A 14,350-nucleotide genomic window follows, 5' to 3' on the forward strand; every position below is an offset into this window, starting at 1 on the left:
AGACCGGCCCGATCCGGATGCCTTGCGGCCGCTGCGCGCCGTCCGATCCCTGCTCGCCGCGTGACGTTCGCTATCCGTTCGCCCTTACCGTGCAGATACGTCACTTTCGTGTAGTCACCCCTAGTAGGGGCGATAGGTGCGGTGCCGCATGTAAACGAACCGCATCAGCGGGTCCGATTTCGCCATGAGACGACAGGCCCACACGCCTGCAAACCAGATCAGCAGGCCAGCGGCCCACGCCTTCAAGGAATTGATGGCCGGAACGATCAGCGCCATCGACGCTAGGCCCGTGAGCATGACCAGCTCGCGGTCCCCACCCAAAAACAGATTGTTGCGGACGCCAGAGCGGCGAATAGGCACTGATCGCAGAGCCATGTTGACCGGCCCTCCCCTTTAGCCTGCCAGCGCGGGCGAAGCGGTGCCGGTAATCACCGCACCGCCGCCCGTGATGGAGGACAGGACCGAGTTAGCGCCGACGAGCATCGAGGCGACGAGGACGATCAGCAACAGCGTTCGCACAAAGCCGTTGAGATCGCCGCCGAAGATCAGGACACCACCGGCAACGACGATGCCGACGAGGGCGAAGGTATAACCGACGGTGCCGGTCATCGACTGGCGCACCTTGGTCAGATAGGATTCGTAAGGCAGGCCGCCCGTGGTATCCGAGGCCCAAGCCGCGTGAGGCCAGAGCAGGAGCATGACGAGCGCCAGCCCCAGCATACCCCATATGAGCGCCTTACGGCGGGCGGCGGCGTCATTCCAAAACAACGTCATATGTCATGCTCCTTCACAGTTTGCGCAAAATGTATTTCCCATCCACGAAGCCCCCGACTTCCAGCAGGCTTTCAATGCGGCGACCCTCTGGCGTGCGCGCGATGTGGACGATCAAATGCACCGCATCACCAATCAGCGGCTCAATCGGCCGTGGTGAATCGGGGTGCATACTGATGAGCATTTGGAGCCTGCTAAGGCCCGCTTCGGCGTTGTTGGCGTGCAGCGTGGCCGCTCCGCCCTCGTGGCCGGTGTTCCACGCCATGAGCAGGTCGAGGGCTTCCGGGCCGCGCACCTCGCCCACTAGGATACGATCGGGCCGCATCCGCAGCGTGGTTTTGAGCAGCGCCGTCATGGTGATTTGCGGGGACGTGTGGAACTGGACGTAGTTTTCAGCGGCGCATTGAATCTCGCCGGTATCTTCAATGATTACGAGCCGTTCGGTCGGGTCCGCGTCCACCATCCCGTTGATAATGGCATTCACTAGCGTTGTTTTGCCGCTGCCGGTGCCGCCAATCACCAGAATGTTGCGGTGCGCGCGGATAGCCTCATGGATGAGGCTGCATTGCTCCGCCGTCATAATCCCGCCCTCCACATATTGTTCGAGGGTAAAGATCGCCACGGCGCGTTTTCGGATGGCGAAGGTCGGCGCGGGCACGACCGGGGGCATCTGTCCGGCGAAGCGCGAGCCATCTATAGGAAACTCGCCTTCCAGAACCGGGGAGGCCCGCGTCACTTCCTTGTTATGATAGCCAGCGACCGCCTTGATGATCGCCTCGGCCCGGCTTGGGGCGACCTTACCGATGCAGATCATGCGTTCGCCAAGGCGTTCCAGCCATAGCTTGCCATCGGCGTTCAGGATCAGCTCAACGGTCTTGGGGTCGGCAAGCGCATCCAACATAAGCGGTTGCATGGAGCGGCGAAGCATCTCCTTCGCACGCTCTTTTACCGTATCTTGAGCGGGTTCCCCCTTGGCCTCCATGAAGCACCGTCCCTGCCAAAACAAAATGGACGCAAGGGATATACCGGAATTTTCATGGAGGCAACCAGAACGATTGCAAAGAATTAGGTTCAGATTGGGGGGATTGTCAGGACCGACGCAACTTAGCGTGGGCAGCCTTGTGCCATTGTGCTATCTGAAACGCTTGATGATCCGTGACGATAGCGGAAACGCGCTTATAACCGGGAGGAAGCCCCAGCTTTTTATCTTCTTTTGATAAGGTATCGGCTAGGCTGGCGTCCCAGCCATCGGTGCCGATAGGCGGCGGTTCCAGTAGCGCGACGAGCGGGACTTCCAGAGCATTTGCGATGGCGGCGATTGTTTCGAGCGACGGGTTTCCCTTACCGGCTGTAACGTCAGATACGAAGGACACAGACAGCCCCGCGTTCTCCGCGAGGTCTTTTTTCTTGAGCCGTCTTAAGGCCAAGAAGCGGTTAATGTTAATCGCGAGAACCTTCCGATACACAGGTTCGGTTTCTTTCTTCCGCAAGGGGGTTGGTTTTAGCCGCTAAAATTCCGGGTAGCTGCGGAGGATATGCCGGAGCGCGCGAGAAAGGAAGCGGTATGACGCCGAATATGATTGTTTATAGCATCATTTTTGGACGAGCCGGGCCGAGCGCGCGAGCGCGCATAACGGGTGGCAGCGAACGGATTGAAAGAAGAAAGTGACGCGCGAGAGACAAGATCAGGCTTCCGCGTAATTCTCTTTGGCGTCCATTCCGTAAATGCTCGCAGGATCGAGCGCAGGCCCCAAGATGCTAATTGCCGATCAGATCGCGGCGACCAATTTTGAAAATTACGGCTGTAGCGCGTAGCTCGATAATGTAAGGCTATAGCTTCGATTCTTTCAGTTGGTAGGCCCAAGAAGCCACTCGTTGATGCTCTTGAACTGCGGACTTCGACGTAAACGCAGACCGCTTTTCTATATATGTCTTTCAGTCGCCAGCATATTTTTTCAGCACTGAATTGCCAGAACCTTTAATGTCCTTTAAGCCGGGGCATTATGGCGAATCATACGCAACTCAAACCCTCCACGCTGTCCCAGCGCAAACGCGCCAAGGCACAGAGCGAGCAGGGCTTTAAGCGCATGAGTTTGGCCTTGTCCCCTAAAGCCGTCGAGATCGTGGAGAGGGTGAAAGCCAGCAAGGGATTCACGTCCCGCGAGGCTGCAATCAACGCGATCCTAGAGCGGATCGGGGACGATATGTTTCTGCAACAGGAGTTTCTGGCCGTGAGTGGATAAGAAAATGCCCGGCTCGAAGCCGGGCACCCTCAAAACCGCTTAGTGGGACAGTGCGCCAACACTGAACCTACAGACAATTTCCCACTTAGCGGTTTTCGGACTTCGGTTCAAGGGCGCTTGATTCGCGCAACGGGATTTTTTTGCCTGTCTCCCGGCCCTTCGCAAAGGAGGGACGACGATGAGTGACACCAGAAGAAAAGGGCCGCTGGCGATCGGGGAGCTGACCCAGCAGCTTTTCGGCCGAGCCTATGGCGACCGTAGCCGGGGCGGGAAGCACATCACCAAGGCCCGCGTGCGCGGCGGCAGCAAGGAAGCCGGGAGCGACGTAGAAAAGGGCTTCCTCGCGGCGCGAGACACCAAGACGCGCAAGGGATGCTGGCGTGCGATCAATCTGGCGTTTGAAAAGGGCCGCGCCCTGCGCGCGGAGCTGCGGCGCGAGCCGCGCGAGATAACGCAGTTCGAGCACTATTGCATGAGCATCACCAATTCCACGATCCGGGTGTATCAAGCCCTGTTGCGGATGGAGGAGCGTTTCAGGGGCAACGTGGTGCCCAGCTATGAAATGATAGCCGAATGGGCGACCGTCTCTAGGGCCACCGTCGCAAGGGCCTTGAACGCCCTTACCAGCATCGGCTTGCTGGCGCGCCTGCGGCGCTACGTCCACACCGTCACAGAGGACGGGGCGCGATCAGAGCAGACCTCCAATGCCTATCGGGTGGAATTGCCGAGGATGCTTCTCGAATTGCTCGACCGGCGCAAGCGCCCTGCCCCGGTGCCCGACGACGAGGCCCAGCGCCTACAGGACCGGCTTGAAGATGAGGCTTGGATGCTCTCCCGGTTGAGCAAGGCCGATTACATACGGGAGACGACGACATGCAAGGCCACAGCGGAGGCCCTAATCAGCCTATGGAACGGCATTTGCGCCCGTGATGGCGTTGTTGCCTAGCCGTGAGTCTCATAATGGTTCTGAACCTCCCCTTGAGTTTATTTATCTAAGGTGATGCGGAGTTGCGCTAGTCGCGCAACACTTAATTGAGACTGTTTGAACACCAAAAAGGGGGTAAGGCTCCGATTTGGGGAGCTGACATGCGTGTCCATTCGGGGCGCGGATAGCGGCACTCTGTAAAACTGCGGGGCAGCGACCAAATATGCCTTGCGATGGAGGCCATTTTAGCGGCTAAAAGATTTTCATGGCGGGCGAGCGTAACTTGACAGCAACCGGGAAACTTCCAATATATCGGATATGGCCGGGCTATGGTGCCAAGGTCGAAACCGGAGAAGTCCGATGAGCAACAGAGAGAGAATTGCCGCCGTGCTGGTTGGCGAAGAAGACCGGATTATGTGCCTGCCCCGGCTGTTCGGGCTGGCGCGCATGATCGAGGTCGAGGCCGTCACCTATGGCTATATGTCCAAGCTATCCGCCGACTACACGGGCGCATATTGGCATTTCTACACCCTATCGAACGGCGGGTTCTACATGGCCCCCGGCGATCAGCCCCAATATCGTCTGGAATGGGACGGCAACGGCTTCTCTGGCGACGTTTCGGCCGACGCGGCGGGCCTTATAGCCACCCTGTTCATGCTGGGGCATATGCACGAAAAATACGGCGAGGATCAATTTGCCCAGCTCTATGCGTGGGCATCTGCCTATGCCGCCCAACATTCGGAAGCGGGGCCGATCGGTGCCGCGCTCGACTAGCGCCACAGGGGGGCAGCGTGCCCCCCTTCCCTTCCCTGCCTATCGGGCATATTCCTCATTCGGCCGCCATGAGGAGCAACGCCAGCGAAGGAACAGACGCGCGCATGATTGATGTTCGGCCAGATTGCCTATTGCCCGCCGATCAGGGGTGGCAGCAGCCGACGCCGGATGAGGTAAGGGCGGTCCTCAAAGCAGCGGACATGACAGGGGGCAGCGCGTCCAAGTTTCTAGGCTTGAGCAATACCCGCGTTATTCGGCGCTGGACGGGCGGCGACGATCAGATTCCCTATTCGGCATGGGCGCTGTTGTGCGCGGCTGCGGGCTTGGGAAATATTTGGGAACACCAGAACGACGATTTTAGCGGCTAAAATTATTGCCGTTCAGACTTTACGGGGGCTTGACACGGTTCGGGATGCTGTCATTATATCGGTTGTGACCGGGCAACCCGCCAAGGTCGAAACCGGAGTATTCCGATGAAGGCGAAAATTCCCCCGCTGCCCGCACGTTTTGCGGTCATGCGGCTTCCCAATCCTCCACCCGCATGGGAGGGCAACCGCGTGGATTACGTCATTGCGGCCGTCTGGACGTTCGGAGTCCTGATCTGGACCGTCGCGCGCTTCATCATCCCGCTTGTCGTATTCTGGCAGTTCTGCCGGATGCTCTGGTATTGGAACACGCCGGATGTTCATGCCGGTTGGCAGTTCCTCGCCTATTATGCGGTCTATATCGCCCTCTACATCTTCCTTGGCGTCTATGAGCCGAAGCTATACCGCGAGAAGAATCGCGGCAGGCGCAATGGATAAACGCTTGAGCGCGTCGGCCTTTGAGCAAGCTGCTGGACGGCTCAATATCGCGGCGCGTCCGCTCGACATGGCGCGCGCCGTTCTGGTGGACGGCGAGGCCCAATCGGCCGTGGCGAAGCGCGAAGGCGTGTCCCGCAATGCCGTTTGTCTGGCGGTCAACCGGATTTGGAACGCGCATAGCGAGGTTCCCGAAGGTTTCGAGCGTGTGACGGCGATTTTACCGAAACATAAAGCCTTCCTTGTGCGGCAATGGCAGCGCGAGGCGGTGGAAAGATTGGACGCCAAACGATGAAAACACTTGTCATAGCGAACCAGAAAGGCGGCGTTGGTAAAACTTCAACGACCGTTCATCTTGCCTATTACTTCAAAGAACAGGGGTTGAAGGTCGCAGTTATTGACTTGGACACCCAAGGAAATGCCAGCTTCACCCTTGGCGAATATGATAGCGGAGCCTTGGCGAGCGGCCTTTTCGATGCCGTGTCACAATTCGACCTGGCTAACGCCGAGGGGATTGCTGTCTTTTCCGCCGACGCGCGGTTGGCCGATCTTGAGAAACTAGATCTCGGTGCGGCTGCTGGCGCGTTCAAGCGCAGTCTGGCCGTGATCGAGGCGGAAGGCTTTGACGTGTGCCTGATAGATACCCCCCCTTCCCTTGGGGTCCGAATGGCAGCGGCGTTGCTATCGGCCGACTTTGCGGCCTCGCCCATCGAGCTTGAAGCCTACAGTTTGCAGGGCATTGAGAAGATGGTGACGACGATCGCCAATATCCGGCGCGCGAACCCGGCGCTGCAATTCCTTGGCATGATACCGAGCAAGGTTGATGGCCGGAATCCCCGGCACGGGCAGCACCTTGACGAGTTGACCCGTGCTTATCCCCAGTTGGTCATTCCGACGCCGATCGGAAACCGGAGCAGCGTTGCGGACGCGCTGGCGTCGGGCTTGCCGGTTTGGTCGATCAAACGGACTTCGGCGCGGAAAGCGGCGCAGGAAATGCGAGCGATGGCCCGCCACATTCAAGAAAAGATGGAGATTTGACGATGGCCGACAACACCGAGGACAAGAAGGCGGGCAAATCGTCCACCAAGGCCACGCAGAAGCCCGCGCAGAACGCCGGGCTAGGGTTGGAGGGGTTGGGCGACCTTTCGAGCCTCCTAGCCTCTCCTGCGGCCCCGGAGGGCGGTTCTGGCGCTCCGCTCGAATTGGAGCTGGCGCTGATTGACGAAGACCCGCACCAGCCCCGCAAGCAGTTTGACGAAAATTCGCTGGCGGAAATGGCCGAGACGATCAGGGCGCGCGGCGTGAAGACGCCTATTTCCGTTCGGCCCAACCCCAAGGTGGAGGGGCGCTATCTCATCAACCACGGCGCGCGCCGCTATCGCGCGTCCCTGTTGGCCGAGAAAGTGACAATTCCGGGCTTCATCGACCCTGATTATACCGAGGCCGATCAGGTCATTGAGAATTTGCAGCGTGACGCTCTCACGGCCCGCGAGATTGCCGACTACATCGGCCGCGAGCTGGCCAACGGGAAAAAGAAGGGCGAGATTGCCAAGGCCATCGGGAAATCCCCGGCCTTTGTCACCCAGCACGCGGCATTGCTCGATTTGCCGGAGCCGATCGCCAAGGCGTTCCAGAGCGGGCGTTGCAAGGACGTGACGTTGATCTATGACCTTGTGGGCCTCCACAAGAAGCATAGCGAGGGCGTGGCGCGCTGGCTGGCCGATGCCGATCAGGAGATTACGCGCGGATCGGTGCGGCTCTTGAAGGAGTTCCTTGAGTCCGGCTTGAGCGGCGAGGCCGAGGAGGAGGCGGGCGACGATGAGGGCAACGGCGGAGCTGGTGACGACGCCGGGGCCGAGGAGGAGAAGGAACCGAAAGAGGAAGACCCGCTAAAGCTGAAAAAGGCCATTGTGCAGGTTTCCCATAGCAAGCGCCCTGCCCGTCTGATCCTGAATAAGCGGCCCTCGCGCGATGGCGTGGCGTGGATCAAGTATGAAGACAGCGGCGAGGAAACCGAGGTCGATCTTGGGAAAGTGCAGCTTCTCGCGCTTCTTGAGGGGTAATATTTGGAGGTATCTATGGCTACCGACGATTGGCAACCTATCGAGACAGCCCCATCTGGTGTTGAAATCCTTCTCGCATGGACGACCGGCGACACATGGCGGCCATATAGCGAGGGCTGCGATTGGATATGGACTCGCGGCGAATTGACAAATGGGGAATGGTTAGACGGGCCGTGGGGGCAACCGAACTGGTGGATGGCAAATCCGCACCCTCCCCCCGACATGCGTTGAGTGACGCATAGCATCGAGTTGATGGCCCCGCGCAAGCGGGGCCTTTTTTGTGGCGCGGGAGGCTGGAAAATCGGATATAGTGCAAGCTCGAAATTTTAGCCGCTAAAGGAACGGCCATGCAGGACACGCCGATTGCAGACCCGGACAAGTTCTCACTGGACGAGGGAACGGGCGACCCACAGGCCGATGCCGACCGGCTGCTAGACGAGGCGCGCACGCTGGATAGTCAGGAAACGGCAGCTATCGCCACCGCGCCAACCGAGGAAACCTATAACGCCCAGCTACAGACGGTCATTGAGGAGAAGGTTGAGCAGGCGAACCAGATCGAGGACCGCCTAGAAAGCATGATGGAGCAGCAAACCGCCCGCTTGCAGCAAATCCAGCAGCAGCCCCCCGGCTTCCTGTCCCTGCCCGGCAAGCGCCAAGCATGGCAGGCCCGGATTGCCAATGCGCAAGCGGCCGTGCAGCGGATCGCGGTAAGGCTAGAAGCCGTGCGCGAAATCCGCGACGGTATGGCCGTTCACGGCCCGCGCGTGGAGACGATCGCGGCGGCCAAACTCGAATATCGAGAGCCGAAACTTGTCGATGATTTCGAGGAGCTGATGCAGGCGCGCCGGTTGCATGAGCTGCACATGCGCGCGGAGCGGGAGAAAGAGCAGATCAGGGAAAAGACGGTCGAGCGCGGGGCGGACGATCGGAAACCGTCAGGCCGCACGCTCGCGCGCGGATTGGCGAGAGACGGGGGATAGCGCGACCCACGGGGGGGAGGGGCCTTCGCTGGCGTCAATGATGGAACAGGGCAGCGGCCAACACTACCAGCGCCGCGATCAGCGTCAGGCCCGACGCTAGGAGATTGCGGTTAGCGACGGCCCGGCCATCGTTCAGGGGCTTTTGTAGCCCCGTCCCGATATGTTCTCCGACTTCCTTGATGATAGCCTTCGCTGCGGCCTCCATACGTTCATTCATGGCGGCTTCCGAGGCATCCAGCGCGGCGTTCAGCACCGATTCCGCCTTGTCGGTGATAGTAATCGACCAACGATTGCTCATGTCTTCCAGCTCGCTTTTGAACGCCTTTAGTTGCTCCTCCTGCGCATCGGCGCTTTCGCCCAGCAACATCGCGTTGATGGTTTGCAGGATCATCAAGGGATCATCGGCGGACAGCGTGACCCCGTGCTGGCGCGAGATTTCCGCGATCAGCGCCGCGATTTTTTCGTGATCGGCCATTACACGACCTTAGCCTTGTCGAGTTCAGCAAAGACCGCATCACGAACGCGGCCGAGGCGGTGACGCTGCATCAGGGCTATGTCGCCATCGGCAAGCGTTTCCTCAAAAGTCTTGCGCGCGGCCAGCATGTCCCGAACGTCCGCCCCGAAGGTTTCCTTTCTCAGATCGGGGAGGGTGACGATCGCGGCGACCCGATCCTTTAGCTCCCGGTAGGCTTTGAGCTGTTCAAAACTCTTACCCTCTGCCTCGACAGGCCCATGATAGGGGTTGAGCCACACGACGATTGCAGCCGGATCGGGGAAGGCTTCGGCTACCGAGGCGAAGCCTTGAAGCGTGTCGATCAGCGATTGCCCGCCTACGATAATGGTATGCAGGACGAGCTTATGGCCCAGATCGGCAATCACGTCAGGCGCACCGTTGTCGAACATATAGGAGGATAGGGCGCTGTAGCTGCTCGCGCCGCTGTCAATGACCACCGATTCCTTGGAACCGGCGATCATTTCCATCATGGCGTCGAATTTGCGCGGGTTTATGTCGCCGTTTTCCAGCAGCTCGACCTTGGACACGTTGAGGGACTGAAACCCGGCAAGGGTGGCGTTGATCGGATCGGTATCAATGCAGAGCGGGCTTTCGCCTCGCTTGGTCAGATATTGGGCCAGCATCGAGGCGGCGAGCGACTTGCCCACACCTCCCTTGCCCTGCAAAACTATGTGGACGTTGCTCATACCAAATCCTCTTTGTTCGGAGTGGCCGGGTGATTGAAGCGCGCCGGTTTGGGCCGGGGCGGCGGATCAGCTTCGGCCGAGGCCGTTGCTGATCGGGAAGGGGAGGGGGGCGCTGGCGATGCCTTGGGCGGTTCCCCGGTAGCTGGCGCGCGATACCGGCGAACGTATTTGGCGAACCACGCATAGCCGAAGCTAATGCGGCCTTCCTCCGTCAGCAGCTCCCATATGCCGCGCACCGGCCATCCTTCCGCAAGGGCTGCATCTATGTCCGATCGAGCGGCGAGGAATTGCGCGAGGTTCCGGTTTTTGCCCCCCGGCTCCCGTGAGGCCGCCCGTTCGCGCAATCGCTCCGTGAAGGATTTCCCGCTGTCTGTCATTTCCACCTACGATATTTTTCGGCGCATAATCGGCTATAATGCGTTCATAAACCGGCCACGAACCGATGAACTCCCGCTATATCGTATTTTTCTGCCAGATTAGGCCGTGTGGCGCTAGATATTTTCGGGGGTGAACGATATATGATCGTTCCAGCAACAGTTTCTATTTGGCGTCTAAACGTCGAAGACGGGGCAAGATAGGTGATGGAGGCATCCACGCAAGCGCGGACACCCCCATCACTCCCCTTATTCGCGCCGGGGGCGCTCAACGGGATTCTTGCTCTGCGAGGCCGCCGCTACCGCAGCGAAGGGAAGGTGATTTGAACGACAGACCCAAGGCGAAGCGCGAGCGGCACCACATCAAGATATGGTGCAGCGCCGAGGACAAGGCGACGATTGAAGCCGCCGCACAGGCCAGCGGGTTGAGCGCGTCGGCCTATTTGCGTGTGCTTGGGTTGGGGCATCAGCCGCGCCCCATAATCGACATAGAACAGGGGCGTGAGTTGGTGCGCGTCAATGGCGACCTTGGCCGTCTTGGCGGCCTGTTGAAGCTATGGCTTACCGACGACGCCAAGTTGGAGGAAATGGCCCCCGAACGGATGCCGGTCGTCATTCGGGGCGTGCTGTCCAAGATTGAGGCCAATCAGGAGGAGCTGGCCGGGATCATCCGAAAGGTCTTGCGGTCCCGGCAAGATTTTAGCGGCTAAAAAAGGGCCGCGCGGATGATTGCAAAACACGTCCCCATGAAGGCGACCGCAAAGAGCGATTTCGGCGGGTTGGTGCGATACATCACCAGCGCGCAGGGGCGTGATGAGCGCGTGGGCGTGGTGACTGTCACCAACTGCCGAGGCGAGACGCCAGAAGATGCCGCACAGGACGTTATGCTTGTCCAATCGGCCAATCAGCGGGCGGCTTCGGACAAGACATATCACCTCATAATTTCGTTTCCTCCCGGCGAGAGTCCGAGCGCGGAAGCCTTGCGCGATATTGAGGAGACGATTTGCGCGGGGCTGGGCTTTGCCGAGCATCAGCGGATCAGCGCCGTTCATCACGACACCGACCACACGCATATTCATCTGGCGATCAACAAGATTCATCCGACCCGCCACACGATCCATACGCCCTTGCGGGATTATCGGACGCTTGCCGAGCTATGCGAGCTGCTAGAGGTCCGTCACGGTTTGGAGCGCGTCAACCACAACGCCCACCAGCGCGGCGGGGAAAACCGCGCGAAGGACATGGAGCAGATCGCGGGCACGGAGAGCCTGATAGGCTGGGCGCAGCGGAATTGCGCCGAACCCTTGAAGGCCGCCGCGAGCTGGACCGAGTTGCACCAGATCGCGGCCGACTTCGGCCTGTCCGTGCAGGCGCGCGGCAACGGCCTGATATTCGCTGCGATGGACGGAACGACCGTAAAGGCCAGTTCCATCGCGCGCGAGCTGTCAAAAGGGGCGTTAGAGAAACGCTTGGGAGCCTTCCAGAGCGCGCGGGGAGGGGAGGGGGCACCGAAAGCCCGACAGACCTATGAAAAGCGCCCCGTGCCCTCCCGTATCGACACCAGCGGCCTATTTGCTGCCTACCGCGCCCAGCAGGGCACGCGCGCCACGCGCCGAAAGGTCGAGCTGGCCGAGGCCGCAGCCAAGCGCCGCGCGGCCATTGAACAGGTGAAGCGCATCGGGAGGACGAAGCGGGCGGCGATAAAGCTGCTAGGTGGCGGCCCGGCTGTTAAGCGCCTCAATTACGCACTGGCGGCCCGGTCCACCAAGGCCGCGATTGCGAAGATTGTTGCCGCCCACGGGCGGGAACGGGAGCGCATCGCGTCTCGTAATTCCCGGCGCGGGTGGAATGACTGGCTACAGGAGCAGGCCAAGGCGGGCGACCGCACCGCCCTTGAGGCCCTGCGCGCGCGGGAGGGACGGCGCACCGCTCCCAAGGATGCGCTGCACATTGCGGCGATGCCGAGCGCAGCACACCCCGCAGCGATCCGGCAAGACCACATCACGAAACGCGGGACGATCATCTATCGCACCGCCAATGCAGCGGTGCGCGATGATGGCCAGCGCCTGCATGTATCGCGCGGGGCGCAGATCGAGGGCGTTGTTGCCGCCTTGCGGCTTGCGCACGAACGCTATGGCGACAGGCTGGCGATCAGCGGCAGCGATCAATTCAAGGCCCTTGTGGTGGAAGCCGCCGCCCGATCGGCCATGCCCATCACATTTGCGGACCCCGATCTAGAGGCCCGGCGTCAAAATATCAGGCAAGAGGAGCGCGCGCGTGACAGACAAATCGTTGGACGAGGAGATAGAGGCGGCGCTGGCGTTGCTGGGCGAAACGCCGTCAATGACGCTGGACGAGACGCCAGCACCACAGCACCAGGTCGAAACGGGACATTCCGACCCGGAGCCGTCAGCGCCGGAGGAACCGACGCCGGAACCGGCCTTGCAAGCGGAGGAGCCAGCAGCGCCGCCATTCGAGCTGGCCCCGCACAGCCCGCCAGAAATGGACATTCTAGCGCCGGAGGAGCCGAGGCCCCCAGCGAGCGCGCCGTTAAGCCCAACATTGGCCGCGTTGGACGAGAGCCGCCGCCCGAAAGCCGAGGTAGTTTGCGCGACCTGTCCCAACTCGGTGTGGTTCAGCACGCCGAGCGAGGTCGCTTGCTATTGCCGCGTGATGTTCATTCAGACGTGGACGACCAAAAAGCCCGGCCAGATCGTCTTGTGCGACGGGACGACGATCGGCCGCGAGTGAGCGACGATCAGGCCAGCGCAGCGGATAAATACATTGCGGAACGCAATGCGAAGCGTCACATTGGAATGGATATACCGGCGCATCGGCTGTTCACTGGCGATCATGGGCCGCTGATTTACGCCGGGACGCGACAAATCGAAGGGCAGAAATTGATACTCCTAAGAGATGGCGCTGACATGCTTGTGCTGCCCGTGGACGCGCGCAGCGCCGCCCGCGCGGGCAAGCTGGCGATTGGCGAGCCGATCGAGATTGCCAGCAACGGCACCGTCAAAAGCAAGGGGCGCGGCCGGTAACGGCCGCGAGAAGGGCAAAGCATGGCAAAGAAGCGCAATACAGCCATCGGGCCGCAAGTGCGGGAGCGCGGAAGCAAGGGCGATAATCGCCCGTTGCTGGCGGCCCTTGTGGCCGGTTCCGCCCTTGGAGGCTTATGGAGCGCAACGCAGATGTTCGCGCACCAGATGGCCTATCAGGCTACCTTGGGGCCGAACGCGGGCCATATCTATGCCCCGTGGCGTTTCCTGCAATGGTTCAGCAAATGGAGCGAGGTTCCGGCGCTGAAACCCGCCTTCGGGCAAGCCGTGGGCGTGGGCACCGTGGTTTTCGGCGTGGGCGTCCTGATAACCGCTGCTGTCAAACTGGCGAAATCGAACGCCGGGAAGGGCAATGCCTATCTGCATGGATCGGCCCGCTGGGCCGACATGGAGGACATTCGCGCGGCCAGCCTCGTTGAAAATGATGGGGTCTATATTGGCGCATATCAGGAGAAGAACGGGAAGACGGTCTATCTACGCCATTCCGGCCCGGAGCATTGCCTAACCTATGCCCCGACCCGATCGGGGAAGGGCGTGGGCCTTGTCATCCCGACGCTGCTTTCGTGGCCGCATAGCGCCGTCATCACCGATTTGAAGGGCGAGCTATGGGCGTTGACCGCCGGTTGGAGGAAGCAGCACGCCAACCAGATCGTCATGCGATTTGAACCGGCCAGCTCCCGCGGCTCCGCCCACTGGAACCCGCTGGACGAAATCAGGGTAGGGACTGACAACGAAGTCGCAGACGTTCAGAATCTCGCTACGCTGATAGTGGACCCGGACGGGAAGGGGGTCGAAAGCCATTGGCAAAAGACCTCGCGGGCGCTTCTGGTAGGCGTGATCCTGCATGTCATCTACAAAGCCAAGCATGGCGGCAACGCGGCGACCTTGGCCGAAGTGGATGCCGTATTGGCCGATCCGGTTCGGCCCGCGCAGGAGGTTTGGGAGGAAATGCTTACGTTCGGCCATTTGCCGGGCGGCAAAAATCATCCCGTTGTCGGCAAAGCCGCGCGCGCCCAGCTCAATCGCCCCGATGATGGCCCAGTCGGCCCGAAGCTGCGATTTTGGTCATCTTGGAGAACACGTCGGGAACGGGCTGGTTGTTGTTGACGATCGCCCATGCGAGGAACGACGTTCCGCTCCGATAAGGGAGCGGCGTTA

19 protein-coding genes are annotated in these 14,350 nt (G+C 60.5%); 12 read left to right on the forward strand and 7 right to left on the reverse strand.

Annotated features, from left to right (window positions below; all coding sequences use genetic code 11):
- Positions 1-120 precede the first annotated feature (120 nt).
- The 4 genes from trbD to Q4610_RS20515 form a co-directional block, all read right to left on the reverse strand.
- Positions 121-375, reverse strand: a complete 255-nt coding sequence (gene trbD / locus Q4610_RS20500; RefSeq protein WP_304537727.1) for a conjugal transfer protein TrbD — start codon at positions 373-375, stop codon at positions 121-123.
- 18 nt (positions 376-393) lie between these two features.
- Positions 394-774 carry a TrbC/VirB2 family protein gene (locus Q4610_RS20505; RefSeq protein WP_006964400.1) on the reverse strand — a complete coding sequence of 127 codons (381 nt, stop codon included), beginning with the start codon at positions 772-774 and terminating at the stop codon, positions 394-396.
- A gap of 13 nt (positions 775-787) precedes the next feature.
- A complete protein-coding gene (trbB, locus tag Q4610_RS20510) occupies positions 788-1,753 on the reverse strand; it encodes a P-type conjugative transfer ATPase TrbB (RefSeq protein WP_026149853.1) in 966 nt (321 codons plus the stop codon).
- 106 nt (positions 1,754-1,859) lie between these two features.
- Positions 1,860-2,261 carry a helix-turn-helix domain-containing protein gene (locus Q4610_RS20515; RefSeq protein WP_019053950.1) on the reverse strand — a complete coding sequence of 134 codons (402 nt, stop codon included), beginning with the start codon at positions 2,259-2,261 and terminating at the stop codon, positions 1,860-1,862.
- Between the two features lie 513 nt (positions 2,262-2,774).
- Here Q4610_RS20515 and Q4610_RS20520 point away from each other — a divergent pair.
- From Q4610_RS20520 to Q4610_RS20560, 9 genes are all read left to right on the forward strand, one after another.
- Positions 2,775-3,014: a hypothetical protein gene (locus Q4610_RS20520; protein ID WP_019053948.1), complete on the forward strand. Its 240-nt coding sequence runs from the start codon at positions 2,775-2,777 to the stop codon at positions 3,012-3,014.
- Positions 3,015-3,192: 178 nt separating this feature from the next.
- Complete coding sequence (locus tag Q4610_RS20525; protein WP_006954207.1) at positions 3,193-3,960, forward strand: GntR family transcriptional regulator; 768 nt, start codon at positions 3,193-3,195, stop codon at positions 3,958-3,960.
- Between the two features lie 339 nt (positions 3,961-4,299).
- Complete coding sequence (locus Q4610_RS20530; protein ID WP_006954205.1) at positions 4,300-4,713, forward strand: antirestriction protein; 414 nt, start codon at positions 4,300-4,302, stop codon at positions 4,711-4,713.
- 104 nt (positions 4,714-4,817) lie between these two features.
- Positions 4,818-5,081 (forward strand): hypothetical protein, encoded by a 264-nt coding sequence (locus Q4610_RS20535; protein ID WP_006954203.1) that lies wholly within the window; start codon positions 4,818-4,820, stop codon positions 5,079-5,081.
- 189 nt (positions 5,082-5,270) lie between these two features.
- On the forward strand, positions 5,271-5,516 hold the full coding sequence (kleE, locus tag Q4610_RS20540; RefSeq protein WP_238320177.1) for a KleE stable inheritance protein: 246 nt from the start codon (positions 5,271-5,273) through the stop codon (positions 5,514-5,516).
- A gap of 4 nt (positions 5,517-5,520) precedes the next feature.
- Positions 5,521-5,808 (forward strand): TrfB-related DNA-binding protein, encoded by a 288-nt coding sequence (locus Q4610_RS20545; protein WP_006954199.1) that lies wholly within the window; start codon positions 5,521-5,523, stop codon positions 5,806-5,808.
- Positions 5,805-6,551 (forward strand): ParA family protein, encoded by a 747-nt coding sequence (locus Q4610_RS20550; RefSeq protein ID WP_006954197.1) that lies wholly within the window; start codon positions 5,805-5,807, stop codon positions 6,549-6,551. Before Q4610_RS20545 ends, Q4610_RS20550 begins: the two co-directional genes overlap by 4 nt.
- A 2-nt stretch (positions 6,552-6,553) precedes the next feature.
- Positions 6,554-7,576: a ParB/RepB/Spo0J family partition protein gene (locus Q4610_RS20555; RefSeq protein WP_044663212.1), complete on the forward strand. Its 1,023-nt coding sequence runs from the start codon at positions 6,554-6,556 to the stop codon at positions 7,574-7,576.
- Between the two features lie 347 nt (positions 7,577-7,923).
- The gene (locus Q4610_RS20560) at positions 7,924-8,556 is read left to right on the forward strand and encodes an IncP plasmid survival protein KfrC family protein (RefSeq protein WP_044663213.1); all 633 of its coding nucleotides are present in this window, start codon (positions 7,924-7,926) and stop codon (positions 8,554-8,556) included.
- 34 nt (positions 8,557-8,590) lie between these two features.
- Here Q4610_RS20560 and Q4610_RS20565 read toward each other — a convergent pair whose 3' ends face one another.
- Genes Q4610_RS20565 through Q4610_RS21870 form a run of 3 tightly spaced genes read right to left on the reverse strand, consistent with a single transcriptional unit; the run spans position 8,591 to position 10,133 of the window.
- Positions 8,591-9,031: a conjugal transfer protein TraM gene (locus Q4610_RS20565; protein ID WP_304537728.1), complete on the reverse strand. Its 441-nt coding sequence runs from the start codon at positions 9,029-9,031 to the stop codon at positions 8,591-8,593.
- Complete coding sequence (locus Q4610_RS20570; RefSeq protein WP_006954191.1) at positions 9,031-9,756, reverse strand: nucleotide-binding protein; 726 nt, start codon at positions 9,754-9,756, stop codon at positions 9,031-9,033. Before Q4610_RS20570 ends, Q4610_RS20565 begins: the two co-directional genes overlap by 1 nt.
- Complete coding sequence (locus tag Q4610_RS21870) at positions 9,753-10,133, reverse strand: TraK family protein (RefSeq protein WP_158636722.1); 381 nt, start codon at positions 10,131-10,133, stop codon at positions 9,753-9,755. The genes Q4610_RS20570 and Q4610_RS21870 overlap by 4 nt, the downstream gene beginning before the upstream one ends.
- Positions 10,134-10,453: 320 nt before the next feature.
- On the opposite strand from Q4610_RS21870, the gene Q4610_RS20575 reads away from it, so the two are divergent.
- The 3 genes from Q4610_RS20575 (at position 10,454) to Q4610_RS20585 (ending at position 14,299) form a co-directional block, all read left to right on the forward strand.
- Positions 10,454-10,840, forward strand: coding sequence for a plasmid mobilization protein (locus Q4610_RS20575; RefSeq protein ID WP_086485394.1), 387 nt, complete (start codon positions 10,454-10,456; stop codon positions 10,838-10,840).
- 15 nt (positions 10,841-10,855) lie between these two features.
- Entirely contained in the window at positions 10,856-13,174 is a 2,319-nt protein-coding gene (gene traI / locus Q4610_RS20580) for a TraI/MobA(P) family conjugative relaxase (RefSeq protein WP_086485395.1), read from the forward strand.
- A gap of 150 nt (positions 13,175-13,324) precedes the next feature.
- Positions 13,325-14,299 carry a type IV secretory system conjugative DNA transfer family protein gene (locus tag Q4610_RS20585; protein WP_482241492.1) on the forward strand — a complete coding sequence of 325 codons (975 nt, stop codon included), beginning with the start codon at positions 13,325-13,327 and terminating at the stop codon, positions 14,297-14,299.
- Positions 14,300-14,350: the final 51 nt, after the last annotated feature.

Origin of the sequence: Sphingobium cyanobacteriorum, assembly GCF_030580935.1 — a bacterium.
GTDB lineage: Bacteria > Pseudomonadota > Alphaproteobacteria > Sphingomonadales > Sphingomonadaceae > Sphingobium > Sphingobium cyanobacteriorum.

Bases quoted from the DNA above. Each gene is read 5' to 3' on its own strand.
- trbD (WP_304537727.1), bottom strand. From the start codon at position 375: ATGGCTCTGCGATCAGTGCCTATTCGCCGCTCTGGCGTCCGCAACAAT.
- Q4610_RS20505 (WP_006964400.1), bottom strand. From the start codon at position 774: ATGACGTTGTTTTGGAATGACGCCGCCGCCCGCCGTAAGGCGCTCATA.
- trbB (WP_026149853.1), bottom strand. From the start codon at position 1,753: ATGGAGGCCAAGGGGGAACCCGCTCAAGATACGGTAAAAGAGCGTGCG.
- Q4610_RS20520 (WP_019053948.1), top strand. From the start codon at position 2,775: ATGGCGAATCATACGCAACTCAAACCCTCCACGCTGTCCCAGCGCAAA.
- Q4610_RS20525 (WP_006954207.1), top strand. From the start codon at position 3,193: ATGAGTGACACCAGAAGAAAAGGGCCGCTGGCGATCGGGGAGCTGACC.
- Q4610_RS20530 (WP_006954205.1), top strand. From the start codon at position 4,300: ATGAGCAACAGAGAGAGAATTGCCGCCGTGCTGGTTGGCGAAGAAGAC.
- Q4610_RS20535 (WP_006954203.1), top strand. From the start codon at position 4,818: ATGATTGATGTTCGGCCAGATTGCCTATTGCCCGCCGATCAGGGGTGG.
- Q4610_RS20550 (WP_006954197.1), top strand. From the start codon at position 5,805: ATGAAAACACTTGTCATAGCGAACCAGAAAGGCGGCGTTGGTAAAACT.
- Q4610_RS20555 (WP_044663212.1), top strand. From the start codon at position 6,554: ATGGCCGACAACACCGAGGACAAGAAGGCGGGCAAATCGTCCACCAAG.
- Q4610_RS20560 (WP_044663213.1), top strand. From the start codon at position 7,924: ATGCAGGACACGCCGATTGCAGACCCGGACAAGTTCTCACTGGACGAG.
- Q4610_RS20565 (WP_304537728.1), bottom strand. From the start codon at position 9,031: ATGGCCGATCACGAAAAAATCGCGGCGCTGATCGCGGAAATCTCGCGC.
- Q4610_RS20570 (WP_006954191.1), bottom strand. From the start codon at position 9,756: ATGAGCAACGTCCACATAGTTTTGCAGGGCAAGGGAGGTGTGGGCAAG.
- Q4610_RS21870 (WP_158636722.1), bottom strand. From the start codon at position 10,133: ATGACAGACAGCGGGAAATCCTTCACGGAGCGATTGCGCGAACGGGCG.
- traI (WP_086485395.1), top strand. From the start codon at position 10,856: ATGATTGCAAAACACGTCCCCATGAAGGCGACCGCAAAGAGCGATTTC.
- Q4610_RS20585 (WP_482241492.1), top strand. From the start codon at position 13,325: ATGTTCGCGCACCAGATGGCCTATCAGGCTACCTTGGGGCCGAACGCG.